Annotated in this window: 16 protein-coding genes and 1 pseudogene; 9 read left to right on the forward strand and 8 right to left on the reverse strand. The window is 59.3% G+C overall.

From position 1 onward, the window contains the following. Positions 1-27: 27 nt before the first annotated feature. From BANT918_RS04135 to BANT918_RS04150, 4 genes are read left to right on the forward strand one after another with little or no spacing between them, the layout of a single operon-like run. Complete coding sequence (locus BANT918_RS04135; protein ID WP_101619065.1) at positions 28-1,176, forward strand: acyl-CoA dehydrogenase family protein; 1,149 nt, start codon at positions 28-30, stop codon at positions 1,174-1,176. A gap of 13 nt (positions 1,177-1,189) precedes the next feature. Next, positions 1,190-2,368 (forward strand): acyl-CoA dehydrogenase family protein, encoded by a 1,179-nt coding sequence (locus BANT918_RS04140; protein ID WP_101619066.1) that lies wholly within the window; start codon positions 1,190-1,192, stop codon positions 2,366-2,368. A gap of 1 nt (position 2,369) precedes the next feature. After that, positions 2,370-3,239: an FAS1-like dehydratase domain-containing protein gene (locus BANT918_RS04145; protein WP_101619067.1), complete on the forward strand. Its 870-nt coding sequence runs from the start codon at positions 2,370-2,372 to the stop codon at positions 3,237-3,239. A 9-nt stretch (positions 3,240-3,248) separates the two neighbouring features. Beyond that, positions 3,249-4,451 carry a CoA transferase gene (locus BANT918_RS04150; RefSeq protein ID WP_101619068.1) on the forward strand — a complete coding sequence of 401 codons (1,203 nt, stop codon included), beginning with the start codon at positions 3,249-3,251 and terminating at the stop codon, positions 4,449-4,451. 127 nt (positions 4,452-4,578) lie between these two features. Here the strand turns inward: BANT918_RS04150 and BANT918_RS18045 are convergent, their stop codons facing one another. Next, entirely contained in the window at positions 4,579-5,775 is a 1,197-nt protein-coding gene (locus BANT918_RS18045; protein ID WP_101619069.1) for a DNA cytosine methyltransferase, read from the reverse strand. Between the two features lie 117 nt (positions 5,776-5,892). On the opposite strand from BANT918_RS18045, the gene BANT918_RS18050 reads away from it, so the two are divergent. Together BANT918_RS18050 and BANT918_RS04165 are read left to right on the forward strand one after the other, a co-directional pair. Beyond that, positions 5,893-6,180: a helix-turn-helix domain-containing protein gene (locus BANT918_RS18050; protein ID WP_101619070.1), complete on the forward strand. Its 288-nt coding sequence runs from the start codon at positions 5,893-5,895 to the stop codon at positions 6,178-6,180. Beyond that, complete coding sequence (locus BANT918_RS04165) at positions 6,084-7,814, forward strand: hypothetical protein (protein ID WP_167389366.1); 1,731 nt, start codon at positions 6,084-6,086, stop codon at positions 7,812-7,814. The genes BANT918_RS18050 and BANT918_RS04165 overlap by 97 nt, the downstream gene beginning before the upstream one ends. Before the next feature lie 92 nt (positions 7,815-7,906). Here BANT918_RS04165 and BANT918_RS04170 read toward each other — a convergent pair whose 3' ends face one another. Further along, positions 7,907-9,604 (reverse strand): AAA family ATPase, encoded by a 1,698-nt coding sequence (locus BANT918_RS04170; protein ID WP_101619072.1) that lies wholly within the window; start codon positions 9,602-9,604, stop codon positions 7,907-7,909. 1,273 nt (positions 9,605-10,877) lie between these two features. Between BANT918_RS04170 and BANT918_RS04180 the strand changes: the two are divergent. After that, positions 10,878-12,380 (forward strand): annotated as a pseudogene (locus BANT918_RS04180) (aspartate ammonia-lyase). Between the two features lie 47 nt (positions 12,381-12,427). Here BANT918_RS04180 and BANT918_RS04185 read toward each other — a convergent pair. Both BANT918_RS04185 and BANT918_RS04190 read right to left on the reverse strand, forming a co-directional pair. Further along, on the reverse strand, positions 12,428-13,468 hold the full coding sequence (locus BANT918_RS04185; RefSeq protein ID WP_101619074.1) for a DUF2891 family protein: 1,041 nt from the start codon (positions 13,466-13,468) through the stop codon (positions 12,428-12,430). A 106-nt stretch (positions 13,469-13,574) separates the two neighbouring features. Beyond that, positions 13,575-14,777 carry a Fic family protein gene (locus BANT918_RS04190; RefSeq protein WP_101619075.1) on the reverse strand — a complete coding sequence of 401 codons (1,203 nt, stop codon included), beginning with the start codon at positions 14,775-14,777 and terminating at the stop codon, positions 13,575-13,577. A gap of 349 nt (positions 14,778-15,126) precedes the next feature. Here BANT918_RS04190 and BANT918_RS04195 point away from each other — a divergent pair, with 349 nt between their 5' ends. Beyond that, entirely contained in the window at positions 15,127-15,480 is a 354-nt protein-coding gene (locus tag BANT918_RS04195) for a CHY zinc finger protein (RefSeq protein WP_101619076.1), read from the forward strand. 184 nt (positions 15,481-15,664) lie between these two features. On the opposite strand, the gene BANT918_RS04200 is transcribed toward BANT918_RS04195, so the two are convergent. Both BANT918_RS04200 and BANT918_RS04205 read right to left on the reverse strand, forming a co-directional pair. Beyond that, positions 15,665-16,129 carry an SRPBCC family protein gene (locus BANT918_RS04200; protein WP_101619077.1) on the reverse strand — a complete coding sequence of 155 codons (465 nt, stop codon included), beginning with the start codon at positions 16,127-16,129 and terminating at the stop codon, positions 15,665-15,667. Positions 16,130-16,341: 212 nt separating this feature from the next. Next, positions 16,342-16,518, reverse strand: a complete 177-nt coding sequence (locus BANT918_RS04205; protein WP_418904409.1) for a hypothetical protein — start codon at positions 16,516-16,518, stop codon at positions 16,342-16,344. Positions 16,519-16,732: 214 nt separating this feature from the next. Here BANT918_RS04205 and BANT918_RS04210 point away from each other — a divergent pair, with 214 nt between their 5' ends. After that, the gene (locus BANT918_RS04210; protein WP_101619237.1) at positions 16,733-17,044 is read left to right on the forward strand and encodes a metal-sensitive transcriptional regulator; all 312 of its coding nucleotides are present in this window, start codon (positions 16,733-16,735) and stop codon (positions 17,042-17,044) included. Positions 17,045-17,078: 34 nt separating this feature from the next. Here the strand turns inward: BANT918_RS04210 and BANT918_RS04215 are convergent, their stop codons facing one another. After that, entirely contained in the window at positions 17,079-17,777 is a 699-nt protein-coding gene (locus BANT918_RS04215; RefSeq protein ID WP_101619079.1) for a hypothetical protein, read from the reverse strand. A gap of 74 nt (positions 17,778-17,851) precedes the next feature. Continuing rightward, a complete protein-coding gene (locus BANT918_RS04220; protein ID WP_101619080.1) occupies positions 17,852-20,893 on the reverse strand; it encodes a DEAD/DEAH box helicase in 3,042 nt (1,013 codons plus the stop codon). Between the last annotated feature and the right edge of the window lie 5 nt (positions 20,894-20,898).

Genomic DNA, 20,898 nt, shown 5'->3' on the forward strand with positions numbered 1-20,898 from the left:
TCAGCAGCAGAGGAAGAGGAATTCGCAATGGCAGTCAGCAGCGAAGAGCAGATGATGATCGACACGGTCGCTGAGTTCATCGACCACGACGTCAAACCCCACGTCAACCGGGTCGAGCACGCCGACGAATACCCGGAGAAGTGGATCCAGACCATGAAGGACATGGGCATCTACGGTCTCGCGATCGACGAACCCTGGGGGATGGGCAAGGTCTCGACCGAGGCCTACGCCCTGATCACGCAGGAACTGGCCCGCGGATGGATGTCCCTGGCCGGGGCCATGGGCGGGCACACCGTCGTGGCCAAGCTCATCGCCGAGTACGGCACCAGTGAGCAGAAGGATCAGTACCTGCCGCGCATGGCCACCGGTGAACTCCGCGCGACCATGGCCCTGACAGAACCCGGCGGCGGCTCCGACCTGCAGGCCATGCGCACCTCGGCGACCAAGGATGGCGAGGACTACGTCATCAACGGCTCGAAGACCTGGATCACCAACGCCCGCAAGTCCGACCTCATCGCCCTGCTGTGCAAGACCGACCCGTCCGCCGAACCGCGTCACAATGGGATCTCGATCATCCTCGTCGAAAAGGGCGAGGGCTTCACTGTGTCGAAGAACCTTTCGAAGCTCGGCTACAAGGGTGTTGAGACCTGTGAGCTCGTGTTCGAGAACCTGCGCCAGCCACAGTCCCAGCTGCTCGGTGAGAAAGAGGGTGTGGGCTTCAAGCAGATGATGAAGGGCCTGGAGATCGGCCGCATTCAGGTCGCCTCCCGCTCGCTCGGCGTGGCTCAGGCTGCGCTGAATGACGCGGTGAAGTATTCACAGGAGCGCGAGTCCATGGGCAAGCCGATTTGGCGTCACCAGGCCGTGGGCAATCAGCTGGCGAGGATGGCCACGAAGCTCGAAGCCGCCCGGCAGCTCGTCCTCCACACCGCCCGCACCTATGACTCCGGTGATCGCGTGGACATGGAAGCCGGCATGGCCAAGTACTACGCCTCGGAAATGGCCGCCGAGGTGGCACTTGACGCTATCCGTGTCCATGGTGGTTACGGATATTCCACCGAGTACGACGTCGAACGCTACTACCGTGACGCTCCGCTGATGATCGTCGGCGAGGGCACCAACGAAATCCAGCTGGGCGTCATCGCCAAGCAGCTCATCGGCCGCAATAAGGCCTGAAGGAGGACTGACCATGACGCATAAGCCCAGGCCACGACCGAACACCCCGCACTTCATGACCGAGGACAGACTGGAGATCCAGGCGCTCGCCCGTGAGTTCGCCCGCGACGTCGTCCTCCCGCTGGCGAATGAACTCGACCCCGTTGAGGGTCAATTTCCTGACTGGTTCATCAAGCAGATGGCGGACATGGGATTCTTCGGCATCCTCATCCCCGAAGAATACGGGGGCCTCGGGCTCGGTGTCTTCGAGTACTGCCTTGTTGCCGAGGAACTCTCCAGAGCCTGGATGTCCGTCGGCGGCCTGTTGGCTCGTGGCAACGGGATGGGTGGTGGGTTCTCACCCGAGCAGGAAGAACGGCTGTTGCCGAAGGTCGCCACCGGCGAGTACCTCGGCGCCTACTCCCTATCTGAGGCCGAAGCCGGGTCCGATGTCGCCAACATCCGCTGCAAGGCCACCCGTGCCGATGACGGTGGGTGGATCATCAACGGCACGAAGATGTGGTGCACGTTTGCCGATCAGGCCGACTACATCATCCTCTTCGCTCGGACGTCGACTGATGAGGCCAAGCGTCACCGTGGGATCTCGGCGTTTCTGGTGGAGAAGGAACGTGGTTCCTTCCCCGAGGGGATGAGCGGGACTGCGGTGAAGAAGATCGGGTACTTCGGATGGAAGACCTGGGACCTCAACTTCGACGACTTCCACCTCCCAGCGGAGGCACTCCTGGGCGAGGAAGATCGTGGCTTCTACCAGGCCGTGTCGGGGCTTGAAGTTGGACGAGCGCATACTGCTGCCCGGTCGATCGGGCTGGCGCAGGCAGCGCTGGAGGATTCGATCGCGTACCTCAAACAACGCGTCCAGTTCGGGCATCCTCTCGCGGACTTCCAGCATCTGCGGTTCAAGGTTGCTGACATGGCGGCTCAGATCGAGGCGTGCCGGGCGTTGATGTATCACGTGTGCACGGAGATCGACTCGGGTCGCCGGTGCGACAAGGAAGCCGCAATGGTGAAGTACCTGGCTGCGGAGATGGCGGAGAAGGTCACCTCGGAGGGTGTCCAGATTCATGGTGGTGCCGGGTACACGAAGGACTTCGCTGTTGAACGCCATTGGCGTGATGCCCGGTTGACGAAGATCTTCGAAGGCTCCTCGGAGATCCAGATGCGCATCATCTCCGATGAATTGTTAGGACGTTGAAATGACTGAGATCAATCTGCAGGACTGGGTCGACCGCTCCAGCACCGAGGAAGACATCGCCTCCGGCATCAACGTGGCACGCTTGGCCACGCTGCTCGAGCAGGGCGTTCCGGAAGGCTCAGGCCCGCGGGAGCTGTTCCCTGTTGGGCACTGGCTGCACTTCGCCGAGGACGACGTTCCGATGAGCGAACTGGGAACAGATGGCCACGTGAAGCTCGGCGGATTCATGCCACCGGTCGGACTGCCTCGGCGCATGTGGGCCGGCAGCAAGCTGCAGTTCCATGCACCGATTCTCGCCGGGCAGAAGCTGTCACGGACGACGACCATCGAATCGATTACGGAGAAGACAGGCGGCAGCGGATCCCTCTGCTTCGTCGTGCTGCGCCACGAGGTCTCCGCCGATGGAAACCTCGCGACAACGGATCGACACACGATCGTCTACCGGGAAGCCACCTCGGCGCCGAACGGATCCACTGCAGCTCCAGCACGGGCAGATTCACCTGCACCCGAAGGATGGGACTGGGTGCGCTCGGTCCGTCCCAACGAGGTCATGCTCTTCCGCTACTCAGCGCTGACGTTCAACTCCCACCGCATCCACTATGACCACCCCTACGTGACGGGCGTCGAAGGCTACCCGGGACTCGTCACCCACGGCCCGCTGACCGCAACGCTCCTCCTGGACGCGTTCATGAAGAACCATCCAGAGGCGACTGTTGCTACGTACGACTTCCGCGCGAAGTCACCCCTGTTCGCGAACGAGCAGATCCACCTCGTCGGGCGGTCCACCGGTGGCAACACCCACGAACTCGAGGCCATCGGACCTGATGGCAAGGCCGCGATCGCGGCAACAGTGACGACCACGGAAAGCTGAGGAGCACCTATGTCAGAGACACGCCCCGCCCCACTGGCCGGACTCAGAGTCGTCGAGATCTCCGCCTTCGTCGCAGCACCTCTGGGTGCGATGACCTTGGCGCAGCTGGGTGCCGATGTCATCCGTATCGACCCCATCGGCGGCAACATCGATGCCAACCGGTGGCCGATCAGCGACGACGGCACCAGCATCTACTGGGCAAGCCTCAACAAGGGCAAACGCTCGGTCACCCTCGATCTCAAGTCCGAAGAGGGGCAGAAGATCGCGACCGACCTCATCGCCGAGGCGGGTACCCTGGTCACGAACCTGCCCGCTCGCGGCTGGCTTTCGTACGAGAATCTTGTGCAGCATCGTGAGGACCTCGTCATGCTGCGGCTCAATGGTTCCCATGATGGGAAACCGGCCGTGGACTATACGATCAACGCCGCTAGCGGATTCCCTATCATCACCGGTGACGACGAGCGTCCCGTCAACAATGCGCTGCCGGCGTGGGATGTCGCGGCAGGGCTCTACATCTCCAACGGGATCATTGCCGCCGAACTTGATCGGCGGTCCTCAGGCAAGGGCCAGGAGATCACCTTGGCATTGTCCGATGTCATGCTCGCGACCGTGGGCAACCTCGGCTATATCGCCGAGGTCCAGTCGACCGGTAAGACGCGGGGACCGCTGGGCAATGGGCTCTATGGCGCATACGGTCAGTCGTTTAAAACCTCGGATGGTCGCGAGATCATGGTTGCCGTCATCTCGAACAAACACTGGCGCGGGCTGGGTACAGCGACAGGGCTGTCCGAGAAGCTGGAGATGATCGGGCCGCTGTTGGATGTCGATCTGTCCACGGAAGGCGGGCGCTTCGAAGCTCGCGAAGCCATCGACGCAGTGGTGCGTCCATGGTTCGCTGCGCACACTGCCGCCGAGGCTGCGGAGGCGTTGAGCGGCGCCGGTGTCCTACAGGGGGAGTTCCAGACATTTGAGGAGCTTGTCAACAACGATCCGTGGTGCTCGTTGGAGAACCCGTTGTTCAGTGAGATCGATCAGCCGGGAGTCGGGACTGTGCTGGCGCCGCGGGTGCCGCTGTCGTTTGCCGGGTCGCCGGTTGCTGATGCTGTTCCGGCTCCGCAGGTGGGTGGGGATACTGAACGTGTGTTGGCGAATAAGTTGGGACTAAATGTGGAAGAGGTCGCCAAATTGGCTATGGGTAGCAAATGGCGCTGAAATGGCGGCTATGCTCAGTGAGCTATATTCCAGAATTAATCAAAGTGCACGTGCTGGCAGAACCATGTTAAGGCTAGAGATCCGATATTGGTTTATTGCTGCAGAAAAGGGAAAATGCGAGAAATGATTAAAAGCCTTTGATCGGCGGGGTTTTCTGCGGTACGGCAGACCTGTCCCACGGTAGAAAGTGAGTGCGGTCATTTTCGAACGCTGGGAGTTTGAGACCAAGAAAGTCAGTAGGCGTCTCTGCAGAGGGGAACCCGAGCCAAGATCGGAGTGCTGCAGCAACATGATAGGCCAAAATAGGAGGTACAGCGTTTCCGATTTGTCGATACTTGGAACTTTGTGGACCGCGCCATTCCATACGAGTGGGAAATGTTTGAATGGATGCCGCCTCTTCAACCGTAATTCTCCGCATTCGCTCGGGAACCGAAGTCGCAACTGGGCCACCGTCCCACAGCTGCCGATGGTAACTGGACACCCAGCTCTCAGCGCCGGTGCTCAGTTGCTGTTGGTCAATAATAGGTGTCCGATTACCACCCATTGACGCGGGAAGAGTAGGTGCAGGCCTTTCTAGATCCATCGGCCGACCTTGACCGTTGAACAACATGCCCGCGAATGGCGAGCGTCTGAGCACTGGCGACTTTGCGGGCGTCACGCGAGCCGTACATAGAGTGTCGTTGCCCGGCTGCCCCCAAGCGGGCAACTGCTGGAGGGCCGTTCTAAGCGTCGGTTGGGAATCGGCTGTAGTCGGCCTAGGAGAAGGCATTGCTGGAAGTGGCTTTCGCACCCCAATCAGGAACATACGCAATCGAGCCTGAGGCGCACCAAAGTGGCTGGCGTTAAGAACATGGAGGGAAGTGGAGTATCCAAGACCTTCGGACTCGCGTAGGAGTTCTTCGCGTAGACCTGCCCAACGTCGATTGGTGGCGAGGGCTTGCACATTCTCCATCACAAAAGCAATTGGCTTAATCCGATTGACGACCGCCAAAAAGTTCCAGACCTGTCTAGAACGAGGATCGTTCGGATTCATCTTTCCTGCTACTGAAAATCCTTGACAAGGTGGACCCCCAATAACGATTTCTGCATCGCCGGCCTCGGGGAGATCAGGGACAGACTTAATGTCACCATCCACGATGCGATGTTCAGCGTGCGCTAGATGTGGCAACCGACTCCGTGCCTGCTCCATCCAGGCCGTGTAACTGTCAAGAGCCACCGCATCAATATCATTCGCAAAAACTGGGGTGAACCCCGCAAGAGCGAACCCGAGATCCATTCCGCCAGCTCCGCTAAATAGGGAAACTACTCGAGGCGCGTCCACCATTACCCTCCATGGCCTGAAAAAGAGCTCTTGCACCAGCTGCAAGAGCTCACTAAATATGCTACCAGAAATCAGCGGCGAGAGGCTGTAGCATCGCCTGCATGTACCCTGTTCAGAAACATGGATCCCGATCACGCCGGAAGAGGGTGCGGCTTGCAGATTGAATCAACTATAGGAGCCTACCTTCAGGCGGTCAGGGAGGCACAACACTTGTCTCAACGGGACATAGCAGAGCAAATGAATTTGGACCCATCCACTCTGTCTCGAATGGAAGCCGGCCGGAACCGCTGGAGCGTGGAAGCGTTCGTGCAATGCTGCCAGGTGTTGAATGTTTCACCAAGCGAAGTACTGGCGGGGGTTGTAAAAAGCATAAGTACTGCAACCAACAACACTTTGTGGGAGGAATAATGGTCGGAGTTCGGAGTGTCACATACGCGCTCAGTCAGCTGCTGCTCCCAATAGCCCAGCACAATTTTCATGCGGCCTGGGAGCGCGCTCAGCATAAACTGGAGCCACTAAACCTAGTAACCGAAGAAGAGCGCGCAGACTATTTATCGTTTGAAATAGACAGGTGGCGGGAGCAACGAAAACCAACGGCCTTTCTGAAAAGATTGGTCAGCGAGTGTCTTAGCGTAGAAGAGAGTCTTGGGGAACTCTTTCCCAGTAAGTATTTCGACGCACACAAGAAGCTCACTGGACAGGGAAATCTATCATTCGAAAATGCGTCAGCATTGCTTAGTCATTCAAATTTAATCGCGAGGCTACTTAATGACGAACACCTCTCCTGCGCTCAGATAGCAGGCGTCCTTAGCGCTCGCAGAGGAGGATTCGAATACAACTGGCACCAACTCAAACTAGTCGCCCGCGCGTTAGGTGGAGCGCCGGAACTGGACGAAGAAGAAATACTTAAGCTATCCGACGAGGACGTTGCCGGAGCTCCGGAGAAGTTTGGGGACGCTTCGCCTAAGGAATGTATCGAATTGATCGGCGACATTGGTACGAGACTGGGCTATCCGAGCGATTTAGCCGATGCTTTATATCGCTTCTTCCCGGATGCAAAAAGCTTCGTTCCAGCATATTCGGTAATCTTAAACACAAATTTGCTAGTAGTGGATAGCTATGATCACCCAGCATCCGCCGCGTATGAGTTCCAGCCTCGCGGTCTACTATCTCACGTCCTACAGAGAGACAAGCATCCTTCATATCATCCGAGCGAAAGCGCCTACTTGAACAATTCAAAGGGAGCTTTTGCCTTCGACCGAAATTGGGCTTGGTCGCGCAAAGGATCGGGGCGCGTTCAAGCTCTCGCTCTTGCAGATCTATTGGACGGACTCAGCCAGATGGCGTATCCGGCCCGACGTGAGTTGGCATCCTGGATCAGGTCATGGCTTATGAGGATAGAGGAAGACTTCGTCGTCCACCGTGTTGAGGTTGAACCGCCCTCATGGACCGGAATCGAGAATTTCTTCGACAGAATATCAGCTGAGAATACACGCACCTTCGGCATTCTGGAGCAGCGAGCGGTTGACTTCTTGGCAACTGCTTGGTTCGACACCGTGGAAACGGAGTACGACGTGCGTGGGCGGGGAGACTCGGTCTCTGCATCTAATACTGCAAAAGCGAAACTTGGCGATGTTGAGTTTAAATCGAAGTCTCTTCGACAAGTCCGGGCATTCGAAGCGCATGGTGGAAAGCTTTCGAAGTTTTATGTTGACATACATGGTGCATCCTTTTCGAAAATACTCCCTAAGAGGCAAACTGAATTTGACCAACTTGGAATTCCGGAGAGCTGGGATATCGAGGTCATATTTATAGCTCACGAAATTGAAGCGAAATTGAAAAACCAATGGACCGAGGAAGTGTGTAAATACAATGTACGTTGGACCTGTAAAACTTACTCTGAAACTTGGGTCGAGGTTCTGGAATCCGTCGACCGTGACCTCTTGACCAAGTTGTTTCACGTGTATGTTACCGAACCCATTTCCGGTCGCTGGGTGTCGGACGGGGTTAAGTCGAAATTTAACAAAATCGTGTCCGAATAGGCGCGATGATGTGGCGACCAGGGTCTGTGGGACAACAATTGTCGAAATCGATATCAACCTGGCAAATTCGTGTAATCGTTTCCGCGTAGCTATCAGGTTCCCATATGCTTACCTACGTAGTCTGAAATTTGCACACATCTAAGTGCAGGAGTTGATATTTCCAAGGGCCGATTCAAGCCGAATCGTTCCTGGATCAGCCTGCGCGTAGCCTTCAATGTCTTTTTACCGTGCCGATATCGCTCCGGGTTCTTATCAAATTGTGTATGTGATTCGCTCGCAACCGTACCAGCAGACGGCGTGTTCTTTACTCCTGCGCTTTTTTGACGTTTCGAAAATTCTACTCGTTCGTTGATTAACATTTTTACTGATAGGTCACGTGTTTCCAAAGTCGCTTGCGCCAAAATGGAATCAAGATCGGAGATGTCGATTTCAGGGAAGACCTCTCGAAGGTGGTGAATATTCAAATAATGTGATTCTATGTCGGTTCCATCGGTAATAAAAGGCAACGCGCCAGTTGCTCGCATTTCAGTGACGAAATCAGTGAGTTCAATTTCGTCAACATAGTCACGGTCTCTGTGGATTATGACCCGTGTGCCGGGCGCTTTGTCGTGAATAAACTTCGCAATTGCTACCGCTGACTTGAGATTAGTACAACCTTTATATGACCAGATGTCGTATTTCAGAGTCGTCAGACCAGAGGAATCCAGCAGAGTGCGTAAAGCTTTATGATTTTCATCTTCGGTGATGACCACAAATGGCACCTTGCCATGGTTGAGTCGATCTGCAGCGTCGAGTGCCCCGAGTTCCAACAATGCGTCGATTCTATCAAATTCGCTATCTTGTATCTGACCAGAAGCTAGCCAGGTTATGTCGGCGTCGTTTTCATGGAGGGCGTCAATAAAGGACCGAGAGTGTGTCGATAATAGAATTTGGAAATCTAGTTCAGTTGCAAGTTTCACTAGGAGAGTGGCAAGTTTACGCTGATTGTTTGGATGCAAATGAGAGTCTGGTTCGTCAAGTATTAGCAAGGAAGGCCTGTAGACGCCGACGTAAGCAAGTACCTGGATTGCTTGCAGGATGCCGGTCCCACTTGAGTCAATCGGTAAATTGCTTCCTTCTCTTTTGACGTAAGCTGATATCGTCTCGTCCGCCTCTTGGTTGAAGTATACTGAGATATCCACGTCAGGGAAAATCTCATGTAGCTGGTCCTGAAAAATGCTCCATGAGGTTTGATCTTGGCTCAAGTCCAATAGGACGTTTCTGAAGACGCTGTTCGCATCGCCGCGAGCTGCGGCGCGTCTGACCAGACCCGCCGATTTATACTCTTCGAACGCAGGTATACCGGCTAACCCCGGTGCCACGATACTGTAGGGTTGTTCGTAATTTTCGAGTTTTTTACCTAAGGCTTCGCCCGACATCTTTATGCTGATGTTCTTGTTTTTACCTTTGGCTACCGTCAGATTAATTTGTCCTTCGTCGTCTTTAAATTCGGCGTGTATTGCCTTCGAATGATCTTGAGTCAACTTTCCATGCGGCGCTAATGCTTGAACATCACGTAATGGCGTGTATATTAACTGCTCGGTTGATAGGGTTCCCGAGATGGCATCGTTTCTCCACTTGGATACTCCATCTAGTTTCAGACTTTGCGCAACTGACACCGCGAATTGTATCCCCTGTAGTAGTGAACTTTTACCCGCATTGTTTGGTCCCACAAGTACTGTTACTTTTCCTAGTTGAAGTGTAGTGTTGCTAAGTGATTTAAAATTCCGGAGGGTGACACTTTTTAGCAATTGAGGGCCTTTTTCGTTAAGTTGTGTTCAGTTGGCGTAAGTGCGATGTAGTTGTTTTTATGAACTGGTCTATATATAAATACTATAGCTGAACGTAGGCCTTTGGGACTGTAGGTTAGTGGCGCCACTCCTGCCCTTGCCCAACTGCTTTGCGGGTAAATGTCGTGGCCCAAGTGTGCGGGCATGTACTCATCGGGCACAGCGGTCTCGAACCCGGTAGCCAGCAGGCCACCGGTCGTGATGAGGAATCTCCTGACTCTGTCGGTGAGGTCCAGTTTGCCCGAGCGTTCGGCGATCGGAAGCAGGCGCGTGTCCAAGCGCATGGTGAGGCGGCGACAGACCCGGTTCATAGGTATGGCTATGGTAGTTGTCGGCGGGATCTAGGATTCTGACCGGCGTGATCACAGGGATTCCGGTGTCTGCTCCGAGAAGACGGCCGGCACACATCGCACGAGTTCGTCGTTGGCCATGAGGTCTCCCTCGTATCGGGCGGGGGAGTGAAAGTCCTGACCGCTGCATTCCTACTAGAGGTTCCGAACGAGATCTTACGTAAAGCTGCGGCGGGCGGTGCTGGTGATCGCCTCGACGGCGTCCTGGCTACCGAAGTCTCGCCCTCCGAGCAGAATGCGCCGTAGACCGAAAGCGGTGGTCGTGTGCAATCCGTGATGGACCGGTTCAGGCATCCTTGCCGCCGGGCCACTGTCGTGTCGAAGATGCTGTCGGTAATTACCTTCGCGCCGGGAGTCATTTTGCGTAACCGTTTTTCGGTTCTGGTTTTCAGGACATCGACGAGTTCGACTGCCCACGCCTTGCCATTGGTTCGCTCCGAAAGCGGATTCTCGCGGAGAACTGTGGCCTCGGCGGCGAGGGTGTCCGCACACAGGTGCGCGGTGAGTACGTCGTCAGCTGTGGATGCCACTGGCGCCGCTGAAAATCCCGGCAACCCTCAGTCGCCGGGTCCAAAAGTCGAGCGGCCGGCCCAGGGCACACCGACCAGAAGATAAGCAGCTAACTTGCAGCCGAACGTGCGGCTCTCCTTCGCGTGCTGGGCCCTTCCAGACTCGAGTTCACCTGGGATACTTAAATTGGCCCAACTATTGATGAATCACGAACGATAGCGGACAACGAAAGCGTGATTGACCATAAACGATGTCGGGATGAGGCCGCTGTTCGGCTTGGCGACGAGATCGCCGCGTGTTCAGGTACTACCGAGACGCAGTGGCGAACTACCGCGGCGGGCAACAATGCCTCCCCACAACGAAAGGCACCAGCGGTGACCGACAGCGCTTCCGCCCCAACCCGCACCGAGACCGATTCGATCGGCAGTCTCGAGATCCCCGCTGCAGCGTATTGGGGTGTGCACACGGCTCGCGCGATGGAGAACTTCCCGATCGCGCGCCGCCCAGTCTCCGTCTACCCCGACTTCGTCCGTGCCTTCGCCTGTGTGAAACAGGCCGCGGCGCGGGCGAACCTGGAGATCGGTGCCCTTGATGAGCAGCGAGCCAACCTCATCGACGCCGCCTGCGAGGAGATCAAGGGCGGGCGGCTCCACGACGAGTTCACCGTCGGCGTGATCCAGGGTGGGGCGGGCACCTCGACGAACATGAACGCCAACGAGGTGATCACGAACCGCGCACTTGAGATCGGCGGTCACGCGAAGGGCGACTACTCGTTCATCAACCCCAATGACCATACGAACCACAGCCAGTCGACGAACGACACCTACCCGACGGCGATCAAGATCGCGCTGGCCTTCTCACTGCAGAACCTCCTCGGCGAACTCACGCTTTTGGCGGATGCCTTTGCCGCGAAGGGTCGCGAGTTCTCCGATATCATCAAGGTCGGTCGCACCCAGCTCCAGGACGCGGTGCCGATGACCCTGGGTCAGGAATTCAACGCCTTCGCCACCACTCTGCGTGAGGACGTCCAGCGTCTCGAAGATGCGGTCGCACTCCTCGGCGAGGTCAACATGGGCGCCACTGCGATCGGAACGGCGATCAACGCACCCGTCGGGTACAAGGAAGCGGTGATCAAGCACCTGCGCACCATCACCGGACTCGAACTCGTCACCGCCGGCGACCTCGTCGAATCCACCTCGGACACCGGAGTCTTCATCACCTTCTCCGGGGCGCTCAAGCGCAGCGCTCTGAAGATGTCGTAGATCGCCAACGACCTGCGTCTGCTGTCCTCGGGACCACAGGCCGGCTTCGGTGAGATCAACCTGCCTGCCCGCCAAGCGGGCTCATCGATCATGCCCGGCAAGGTCAACCCCGTCATCCCCGAGGCTGTCTCCCAGGTCGCCTACTCGGTCGCCGGTGCCGACGTCACCGTGTCCATGGCCGTCGAGGCCGGCCAGCTCCAGCTCAACGCCTTCGAGCCGGTCATCGCCCATTCCCTGTTCCAGTCGATCACCTGGCTCGAGCGTGCCTGCCAGACCTTCCGCGTCAACTGCGTCAACGGCATCACCGCCAACGAGGCGGCGCTCGAGGACACCGTGGCCAGGTCTGTCACCGTCATCACCGCACTCGCTCCGGTCATCGGCTATGTACCGGCCGCGCAGCTGGCCAAGCAGGCGCTGGCGACCAATGAACCGATTTCCGACCTGGTTATTGCGCAGGGTCTGCTCGACCGTGCCCAACTCGAGGAGATCCTCAAGCCCGAACGCCTGACCGGCCTGCCCGCCGACCATGGTGTCGAGAACACGACCGAGGGCGCCGAGGCGGTTCCTCGTGACGAGATGACCTCGGAGATCCCTGTGATGGCGTCTGCTGAGTGAACCAGTTTCGCCAGTCCGCGCATTGGTTGCGTACGGCAGGCGACAGCTCAGTGATTCCGCAGCCCCAAGGCCTCCCAGGCGAATGTTGCGACCCAGTGTGAGGCCATGTACTCGTCCGAGACAGAAGCTTCGAGCCCGGGAGCCATGAGTGTCTCGACTCTGGTGAGGATCCCTTTGGCACGGACGGCGAGCTCGTGGTCACTCGAGCCTTCAGCGATGTCCAGCAGTCGTGGCGCCAGACGCATCAGCGATGCGGCGACCGACAGCCCCAGGCCGTAGAGATGACTCTGATATCCGTCTGTGGGATCGAGCACTTGGACCGGCTTGAGCGCAGGCGACTCCGGAGTCAGTTCCGACAAGAAGTCCGGCAACCAGACGGCGAGCTCATCCTCGGTCAGTACCTCTGCCATGAGATCGGCTTCGCAAAGCCCAGGGGAGAGAAAGTCCTGACCGCTGCGCTCCTGATGGAAGTTCCAGGCATGGTCATCGGTAAAGCAGCGCCTGGCGGATGCGGCGATGGCATCGTCGACGTCGTGGCGTCCCAGTTCCCGAGCGCCGAGGAGGATCCGACGCAGGCCGAACGCCGTATTCGAGTGCAGTCCGTGACGAACGGGTGCTGCCATCTTCGGCAGCCATGCCGCGGTCAGGTCGAAGACCGTCTCAGCAAGCACCTCGGCGTCGGTGGCCAGATCCCGCAGCCGCGGTTCCGAACTGGCATGCAAAGCCCGGACGAGTTCGACGGCCCATGCCCACCCATAGGGACGTTCCCACGTCGGATTCTCACGCAGGAAAGCCGCCTCGGCGGTGAGCTTCTCAGAGCTGAGATGAGCAGCCAGTGTCTCGAGGGCCTCGTCGCGCCACGGTGCGGCCTGGGCGGTTTCGGTGCTCAGCAGCGACACGAGGAGGAAGTGCATGTGGACGCTTGAATGCCAGTCGAAGGAGTTCGCGAACGCCGGGTTCTTCTTCCGCGGCTCGACGATGTCATCGGCCGAACGCGCGACGTGATGCGCAGCGTACGGATAGTCACGGGTGATGTTGGACAGCGCGACCTGGGCGAACGGGGTGACGAAATCTTCGGGGGATGTCATGTCGGTTCCTTCGTCGAGGGCCTGCGGTGGGTGTGCCGACAGGGCACCCGGCGGCGGGTGCGCAGAGTCGATTCTGTCACCTCGGCGGTGGTTGCGTGTGCGCAGCTCACCGTCGTCTGTTGTTCGACTCGGTCAGCTCGACATATGCCAGGTGGCGATCCGCGGTGAAGCAGACGATCTTGCCCTTGTGATTCGTCGTGCGTCTGAGTATTCCTGCCCCGGTGAGCTCGACCAGAGCCCGGTATGCGGCGGCCCGAGAAACCCCATGTTCTGTGGCAACTGAGTCGATCGTGAGCACGGGTTCGCGAGCTAGACCGTCCAGGATCTTCAATATCGTCGAATTGGCGCGTGGACGTGCTGGAGACTTTCCCTGCTCTTGACGATGGCGAACGAGGTCGTCGACGACGGTGTGATCCAGGGCGATGATGTCCTCGGAGAGCAGGATCGCATTGTCCGCGGCATGTTCGACTGCGGCAGCGAACGAGAGAACCCAACCATCCAGGTCGGCAGGATCGCGCCGAAACGAGGTCAGTCCGCCGATGTAGGCGTCGGTGTCAGAGGCGAATACTGTGCTGATAGGCACCAGCACATTGCGGATCGCGTCTGATCTCTTCAGGACCGTGTGGATGAGTGCTCGACCGGTTCTGCCGTTGCCGTCAGCGAACGGGTGGATGGTCTCGAACTGAGCATGCGCCAGAGCAGCACGCACGACCGCATTGCCAGAAGTGTTCGTGAGAAATTCTGCGAGATCAGCAGTCAGTCGCGGGACTTCTGTCTCGGGAGGCGGAATGAACTCTGCACGCAGCGGACTGTTGCCCGGACCGCCGACCCAGTTCTGCTCCTGTCGCAGACCGAAATTCAGGCGCGGCTCGATGGAGTGCTGCAGCTCTTCGATATCGGAGATCGTGATTGCGCGATTCGGATCTGCGAGCTCAGCGATCGCTGCTTCGGTTGCGCGGACGTTGGCGATGACGTCGAGTGCCACTCGACTGCCATGCTGAAGCCGTTCGGCGATGGCGAGCTTCTTCAGGCTGAGCCGGTTCCCCTCGATCCACGATGATGAAATGCTCTCCGACCGAATGAGCAGGTGGTTGAGGTAGCGAGCTCCCAATTCGCCGATGCGCTCATCGAGGCGTGCGAGCACGGCGACTGCAGCCTCTGCCGCCCGTTGGGCTTCGCGACCGAGCTCGGGAAGTTCTGCAGGCAGCTCGTCGGGAATGTACGCCCGGTAGGTGCCTGACGCACGATCCTTTCTGCTCAGACCCGCAGGGTTGGGTGAAGCCCAGTAGCGCTCGATGCTGTCCGGCATGGGTGTCCTTCCGGGCGTCGGCTAAACTCACAGATGATCTCTGAATATTTACTTTAGTGTATCTAAAGTAAATATTCGAGAGTTTTGCTGACGCGTATCTACCGGGTGCAGCAGTTCTGGGATGCTGCGACTGTGCGCGTGCGCTTGCCCGAGGTCGTCGAACGGATGCTTGGACCGCTGACCGTGCTGCGTTTCCAGCGTTCTTCCGCATTCACCTTTGATCGCTCAGCGTGCAATCGCGAACCCTTGCTCCTCGAGGGCCCACTGACGTTTGAGGGACATTCGATCCACGGCCGGAAGGGAGAAGCCTTCGGGCGAAAACGGGCACCGACTAGGCTGGAGCCGCACAATGACCAATGCAGCGGAAGGAGGGTGTGTAGTGGCGCAAGCGCCCCGCGTTTACGGCAAGACGGTCGATGAACACACTCGGTGCGAACACTATTCGACCGAGCTGGATATCATCGCCATTCGCTTCGCATGCTGTAACCGGTACTATCCGTGCCATCTTTGTCACAGCCAGTCCGTCGACCACCTCGCGCGGCAGTGGCCCCGTGAGAAATGGGATCAAAGGGCCGTCCTCTGCGGAAGCTGTTGGACGGAGCTGACGATCGAGGCGTATAGACGCGCACCTGCTTGTCCCGAGTGCGCGGCGCCGTTCAACCCGCGGTGCGAAGCGCATTCAGACTATTATTTCGACGGGTGACCTGGAGGCCGCTCCGGCGGTGGAGGCAATGGAGTTCGCGCGGCCACTGACGCCCCAGTGGGACAAATAATCGGTGGTCAAGTATCTGCGACTGCTGTCGTCGGGACCACAGGCCGGCCTTGGCGAGCTCACTCGAGGCATGAGGCTCGGATCGAACCTCACGCCTCGAGAGGTGAGTGTGCGCTCAGTCCTGAGACACCGAGGCGGCCAGGTTGGCCAACGAGGATTCGAGTCCGTCCTGATCGACGACGGGGAAGCTGATCTGTGCCAGCACGTCCTTGTCCGTGACTGAACTCCAGTCATAGGTGATGGAGGCCTCGGTCGAGTGGCGGCCCAGAGGAGTGAGCTCCCAGACCCACTCCCATCCCGCGGGCTCCTGACCGCTCGGCGCGGTGGTCCAGGCCAGGAGTTTGTTCTCCTCGTAGCCGACGACGTGGTTATCGGTCTTGTAGTCGCCGCCCATCTTGTCCCAATGCATGTTCATCGTGAACACCTGACCGACGGCGGTGATGCGATCGGTCTTGTCGTCGGAGACCACCATGCCCGAACCGTCGATCTCTGAGTGTCGCTCGGGGTTGGAGAGTACTGCGAAGATGTCCTCCGGTGCAGCATCGATCGTTCTGGAAGCGCTGACTTTCGTCTCTGTCATGGTCTTCGCCTTTCGTTGCTTTTACTCCGGCTGTTCGAGACCCGGTCGACTGACCTGATCCTGGTGGCCAGGCTATACCCGGAGCGGCGACGCGTCACTCTGCTGAGGCAGGATCGATGTTGCCGAACAGCTCGAGGGTCCACGCCACCCAATGCGACACAATGTATTCGTCCGAGACGGCGGCTTGTCTCAGATGCGTTCGCCACCGCGTCTCAGCAGCCGAAGAGGCGAGCGAAGAAGCCGCCGCTCTTGTTCGCGCGGGCCGCCGCGACCTCGGTGTCGGTGTGTTTGCCGTTGCACCACTGTCCGGCGGGCACGGTCTGCTTGACTGATTGGATGTGGTTGCCGCAACCGGCCCAGGTTGTCTTCTCGCAGACTTTGCATGTCACTGCTCTGCACGCGGTGGCCTCTTTCATCGCTGTCGTCGGAGAGTGCCCGGGACGCCCGTTCGGATACCCCGGTAGGTATAACTTCAATATACCTATGGGGGTATAGTGATTGTCAATCCGAATACCGAAAGACCACGATGGGGGAACGCTCATGACCGACCAGACGCTGTCCACAGAACATGCGGGAACCATCGCTGCGAAGAGCGAGGCCGACATGGCTGTACCCGATGCCGGCGCGACCGAAGCGGAGCTGGGGTCCGAGGTCGTTCTCGCCGATCCGGCGGCGCAGAAGAAGATTCTCAACCGATTGCGTCGTGCGCAGGGACAGCTCGGAGCCGTCATCAGCGCCGTCGAAGACGGGTCCCACTGCCGCGATGTCATCCACCAGCTGTCAGCTGTGACGAAGGCGCTCGACCGCGCGGGATTCCTTGTGATCTCGACCGCGCTGCGCGAATGCCTTGACGGCGAAACTGAGGACGGCGCGCAGGTCGACGAGCTGGAGAAGCTCTTCCTGACCCTGGCCTAGGAGACTCCCACCCCCGCCGCCGATGCAGCCGTGTTCAGCCCGAGCCGGAGTCGGTCTCTTCGCTTTTGCCGGCGCAGCTTCTGCCGCTGCTTTCTCCATCGCCTTCGTCGCTGGTGTCGTCGTCGGTTTCCTCATCCCGGCTGCTCCTATCGAAGAGGACGATGAATGTGGCCCCGGCCAGCACCAGCCCGGAGATGACGATTGCGATGGGCCCGAACTGGAAGGGCAGGACATTGCGGAGCAGCCCGCGCACCGTCGAACTCGGATCTGCGAGTGTGGCGGCGACGAAGATTGCGACCAGGATCGAGACCCCCAGTGCGGCGAATCGGTTCCAGGCTCCATCAATGTGCCCAGACAGCAGCCGTCCGGCCTTGATGATCCGTCCCGTGCGCAGAATTCGCAGTGCACCGATGAGTCTGATCAGTCGAAACAGCTGCACCGGACCGAGGGCGAAGACGACGCCGAGGACGATGAGGATGGTGAGCACCACCAGCCACAGATGCCGTTTGAACCAGGCGATCTTGTCAGGGGCGATGACGAGGAGGATGAGGGTCTCGCCGACGAGGACCAGTCCGGAGAGGAAATTGATGACCCTTCCGGCATCGGCCCACGGTCCGGAGAGGAAGCTGAGGAACACCGCTGGAATCGACACGAGCGCAGCGATGAGGACCGGCATCGCCAGTCGCTCTTGCCAGCGCTGCTCTCGGCTCGTTGCGTTCGGGTGCTCATTCATCGTCCCCCACAGGATAAACGGTCATCGCACTCCGGCAAGACCGCTGTAGTGTCGGACCAGCCTCGCGCACGCATCTATCCCTCCAACAGCCCCCTGATGTCATCGGCGGTCACCGTCTGGCTGAAGGCCTGACCGCTGGGTCCACGTCCTCCGAACGCTCCGCCGTCGCTCATGAGCGAGTCGAAGAGCTCGGCCTTCCTCTTCTGCAGGGCCAGGACCTTCTCCTCGATCGTGCCCTCGGCGACGTAGCGGTAGACCATGACGCTCTTCGTCTGCCCGATCCGGTGGGCCCGGTCGATGGCCTGATTCTCTGTGGCCGGATTCCACCACGGGTCCATGAGGAAGACATAGTCCGCCTCGGTGAGGTTGAGGCCGAACCCGCCGGCCTTGAGGCTGATGAGGAACACCGGAGCCGCCCCGGTGCGGAACTCATCGATGATCGTCTCCCGTTTGCGCGTCGAGCCATCGAGGACGACGTAGGGGACACCTCGGCGATCGAGGTCCTCGGCGACCTTGTCGAGGAACGAGGTGAACTGGCTGAACACGATCGACCGGTGCCCCTCGGCGACGACATCCTCGAGACGCTCCATGAGAGCCGCGAGCTTGCTCGAGGCTACGCCCTCATGCTCGACGTCGACGATGCGCGGGTCCAGGGCGAGCATCCGCAGCAGGGTCAGCGACCGGAAGACGATGAACCGCTGCTTGTCGTACTCGCTGTCGATGAAGCCGAGGATCTTCTTCCTCTCCTTCTGCAGCACCCGGTCATAGAGCTTCCTGTGCTCGGAGTTGAGCTCGACATTAATCACCTGCTCCTGCTTCTGAGGCAGATCGGCGGCCACAAGATCCTTCGATCGGCGCAGCATGAACGGCCTGATCCGGCGCTGCAGTCGCGTCATCCGCCCCGGATTCTCACCACCTTCGATGGGCCGCACATACTCTTCTTCGAAGCGGTGTGCGCTGGGGAAGAGGCCCGGCGCGGTGATCGAAAACAGCGACCACAGGTCCCGCAGCGAATTCTCCAGTGGCGTGCCAGTCAACGCCAGCCGGAAGGGGGCGTTGACCGACGTCGCGGCCTGGTGGACCTGGGACGAGCTGTTCTTGACGAACTGCGCCTCATCGAGGACGAATCCCGACCAGGTCAGGTCTGAGATCGGGTCTTCGTCGAGGCGGAGCATGGCATAGGACATGACGATGACATCGGCACCGTCGACTACCTCGGCGAGGTGCTTCTTCCTCTTCTTCGTCGACTCGGCAACCACGCGAACGTCGAGGTCGGGGGTGAACTTCGCGGCTTCCTTCGCCCAGTTGCCCACCACCGAGGTGGGGGCGACGACGAGGAACGGCGGGTGCGGTTCCACATCCCCGGAGTTCGCGTGCGCAGTCTTCGCGTGCTCGGCCTTCGCATGGGCGATGAGTGCCAGGGTCTGCAGGGTCTTGCCCAGCCCCATGTCATCGGCGAGGATCCCACCGAGGCGGCACCGATGCAGCAGCGCCAACCACCGGAAGCCCTGCACCTGGTAGGGCCGCATGGTCACACCGCCCAGCGGCGGCACCTCAACAGCGGGCAGATGATCGAGATCGGCCAGCGCCAGGGCCGACTCCCTCCAGGACTGGGCGGGCTCGGACTCATCGGCTAGGTCCTCGAATTCGGACCACAGACCCACCTGCAAGCGGCTGATCTTCGGTGACTCGGGTTCCCATTCGGGGACGAGATCCGCCTCGGCCAGTAGGGCCTTGATCTTGTCGAAGACCGGTTTGTTCAGCGACAGGAAGGTGTCGTCGGAGAGTTTGATCTTCTTCGTGCCCGCCGCCAGGGCCTTGAAGAGTTTGACGAAGGGCACCGGGTGGCCATCGACGGTGATCTGGAAGCCGAGGTCGAACCAGTCGTTCTTCTCCGACTCCACCGAGGTGATCTTGACGTTAGGTTCGCCGCCGAGCTCCCGATACGGCTGCTTCTTCCCGCGGGTGATGACCTTGACGTGCTCGATGTCCTCGAGTCCGGGCAGGACGTTGACGACGAAGTCCGCGGTGTCGGCGTCGGTGAGCTCCATATCGCGGATGCCGCTGGGAAATGAGGCATCGGCCAGGTGGGCTTCGACGTCGCGGGTGACGCCTGCTTCATGCTCGAGATCGCGGTTCTCACGTGCAGCGTGGCCACTGCTCGTCGCTGCCAGCGCCACCGGCAACGTCCGTCGCGGCCCCGAATACTCCCAATACCACTCCAGGCTCACCTGGTCTGAAACTCCGAACTTGAGGAACAGCACCAGTCGCGGCTGGCTGAACTGGGGAAACTTCACCGACTCATCGGTGCTGACCACCTCGGTGCTGTTGCGCAGCTGCGGGTAGTACTCCTCGAAGAACTCCTCGGCCTCGTCATTGGGGATGGTGATCGGCCCGGGTGCGTTGAAGACAGAGAGTGCTGACTCCCTCGTTGATGCGGTGGTCGGTGCCAGGGTCACGGTGAAGCCCGAGCGCAGGTCGACGCCGAAGAACCCGTGCGTCCAGATCGGCTTGATGAGGCCGGGGGCGAACTCGCGCTCATCGATGGTGGCCCGCGGTTGCACCCGCAGCTGCCCTTGGACGCGGTTGACGTCGACGACGGCCTTGGCATGCCGCCCGATGTGGATGTTCATGCCCTGATTGACCCCGACGAGCTCGATGCCGAGCGCCGTCCCCTGATCGAACATCTCCCACAGCAGGGGAGTGCGAAAGTCGCCGAGGCTGTAGGGCGCACCGTCGGGTGTGAAGTCCGTCTTGTCTCGGGTTCGTAGGCCCGCGAGCTGGGAGAACCATTCCTGGTGGCGTGGATCGACGTCGAACTGCCTGGCCATTCGGTCGATATTGCGCCAGGTCAGCGACTTCTTCACCCAGTTGCCGGACTCGCTGAGGAGGAGTGGGCGGATGGCCAAGCTCGGGTTGGCTCCCGGAGTGACCTCGTTCTTGGCAAGCAGGGTCGAATGCTTCGGTTCGAACCAGGTGCGAGCCACAACCTCGACGAGCTCGAATCCCAAGGCCACGGGCGTGTACTCCTTGGGAGCCGCCTCGGCGAGGGAGGCGAAGGCATCACGCCAGCTGGTGGTGGTGTGATGGGACGAGGCATGGTCATTGTCGGGCACTGTGC

The organism is Brevibacterium antiquum CNRZ 918 (assembly GCF_900169145.1).
GTDB classification, from domain to species: Bacteria; Actinomycetota; Actinomycetes; order Actinomycetales; family Brevibacteriaceae; genus Brevibacterium; species Brevibacterium koreense.

What these genes read in the sequence shown, in the direction of transcription:
- BANT918_RS04135 (WP_101619065.1), top strand. Translation starts at nt 28, where the DNA reads ATGGCAGTCAGCAGCGAAGAGCAGATGATGATCGACACGGTCGCTGAG.
- BANT918_RS04140 (WP_101619066.1), top strand. Translation starts at nt 1,190, where the DNA reads ATGACGCATAAGCCCAGGCCACGACCGAACACCCCGCACTTCATGACC.
- BANT918_RS04145 (WP_101619067.1), top strand. Translation starts at nt 2,370, where the DNA reads ATGACTGAGATCAATCTGCAGGACTGGGTCGACCGCTCCAGCACCGAG.
- BANT918_RS04150 (WP_101619068.1), top strand. Translation starts at nt 3,249, where the DNA reads ATGTCAGAGACACGCCCCGCCCCACTGGCCGGACTCAGAGTCGTCGAG.
- BANT918_RS18045 (WP_101619069.1), bottom strand. Translation starts at nt 5,775, where the DNA reads ATGGTGGACGCGCCTCGAGTAGTTTCCCTATTTAGCGGAGCTGGCGGA.
- BANT918_RS18050 (WP_101619070.1), top strand. Translation starts at nt 5,893, where the DNA reads ATGGATCCCGATCACGCCGGAAGAGGGTGCGGCTTGCAGATTGAATCA.
- BANT918_RS04165 (WP_167389366.1), top strand. Translation starts at nt 6,084, where the DNA reads ATGCTGCCAGGTGTTGAATGTTTCACCAAGCGAAGTACTGGCGGGGGT.
- BANT918_RS04185 (WP_101619074.1), bottom strand. Translation starts at nt 13,468, where the DNA reads ATGACATCCCCCGAAGATTTCGTCACCCCGTTCGCCCAGGTCGCGCTG.
- BANT918_RS04190 (WP_101619075.1), bottom strand. Translation starts at nt 14,777, where the DNA reads ATGCCGGACAGCATCGAGCGCTACTGGGCTTCACCCAACCCTGCGGGT.
- BANT918_RS04195 (WP_101619076.1), top strand. Translation starts at nt 15,127, where the DNA reads ATGACCAATGCAGCGGAAGGAGGGTGTGTAGTGGCGCAAGCGCCCCGC.
- BANT918_RS04200 (WP_101619077.1), bottom strand. Translation starts at nt 16,129, where the DNA reads ATGACAGAGACGAAAGTCAGCGCTTCCAGAACGATCGATGCTGCACCG.
- BANT918_RS04210 (WP_101619237.1), top strand. Translation starts at nt 16,733, where the DNA reads ATGGCTGTACCCGATGCCGGCGCGACCGAAGCGGAGCTGGGGTCCGAG.
- BANT918_RS04215 (WP_101619079.1), bottom strand. Translation starts at nt 17,777, where the DNA reads ATGAATGAGCACCCGAACGCAACGAGCCGAGAGCAGCGCTGGCAAGAG.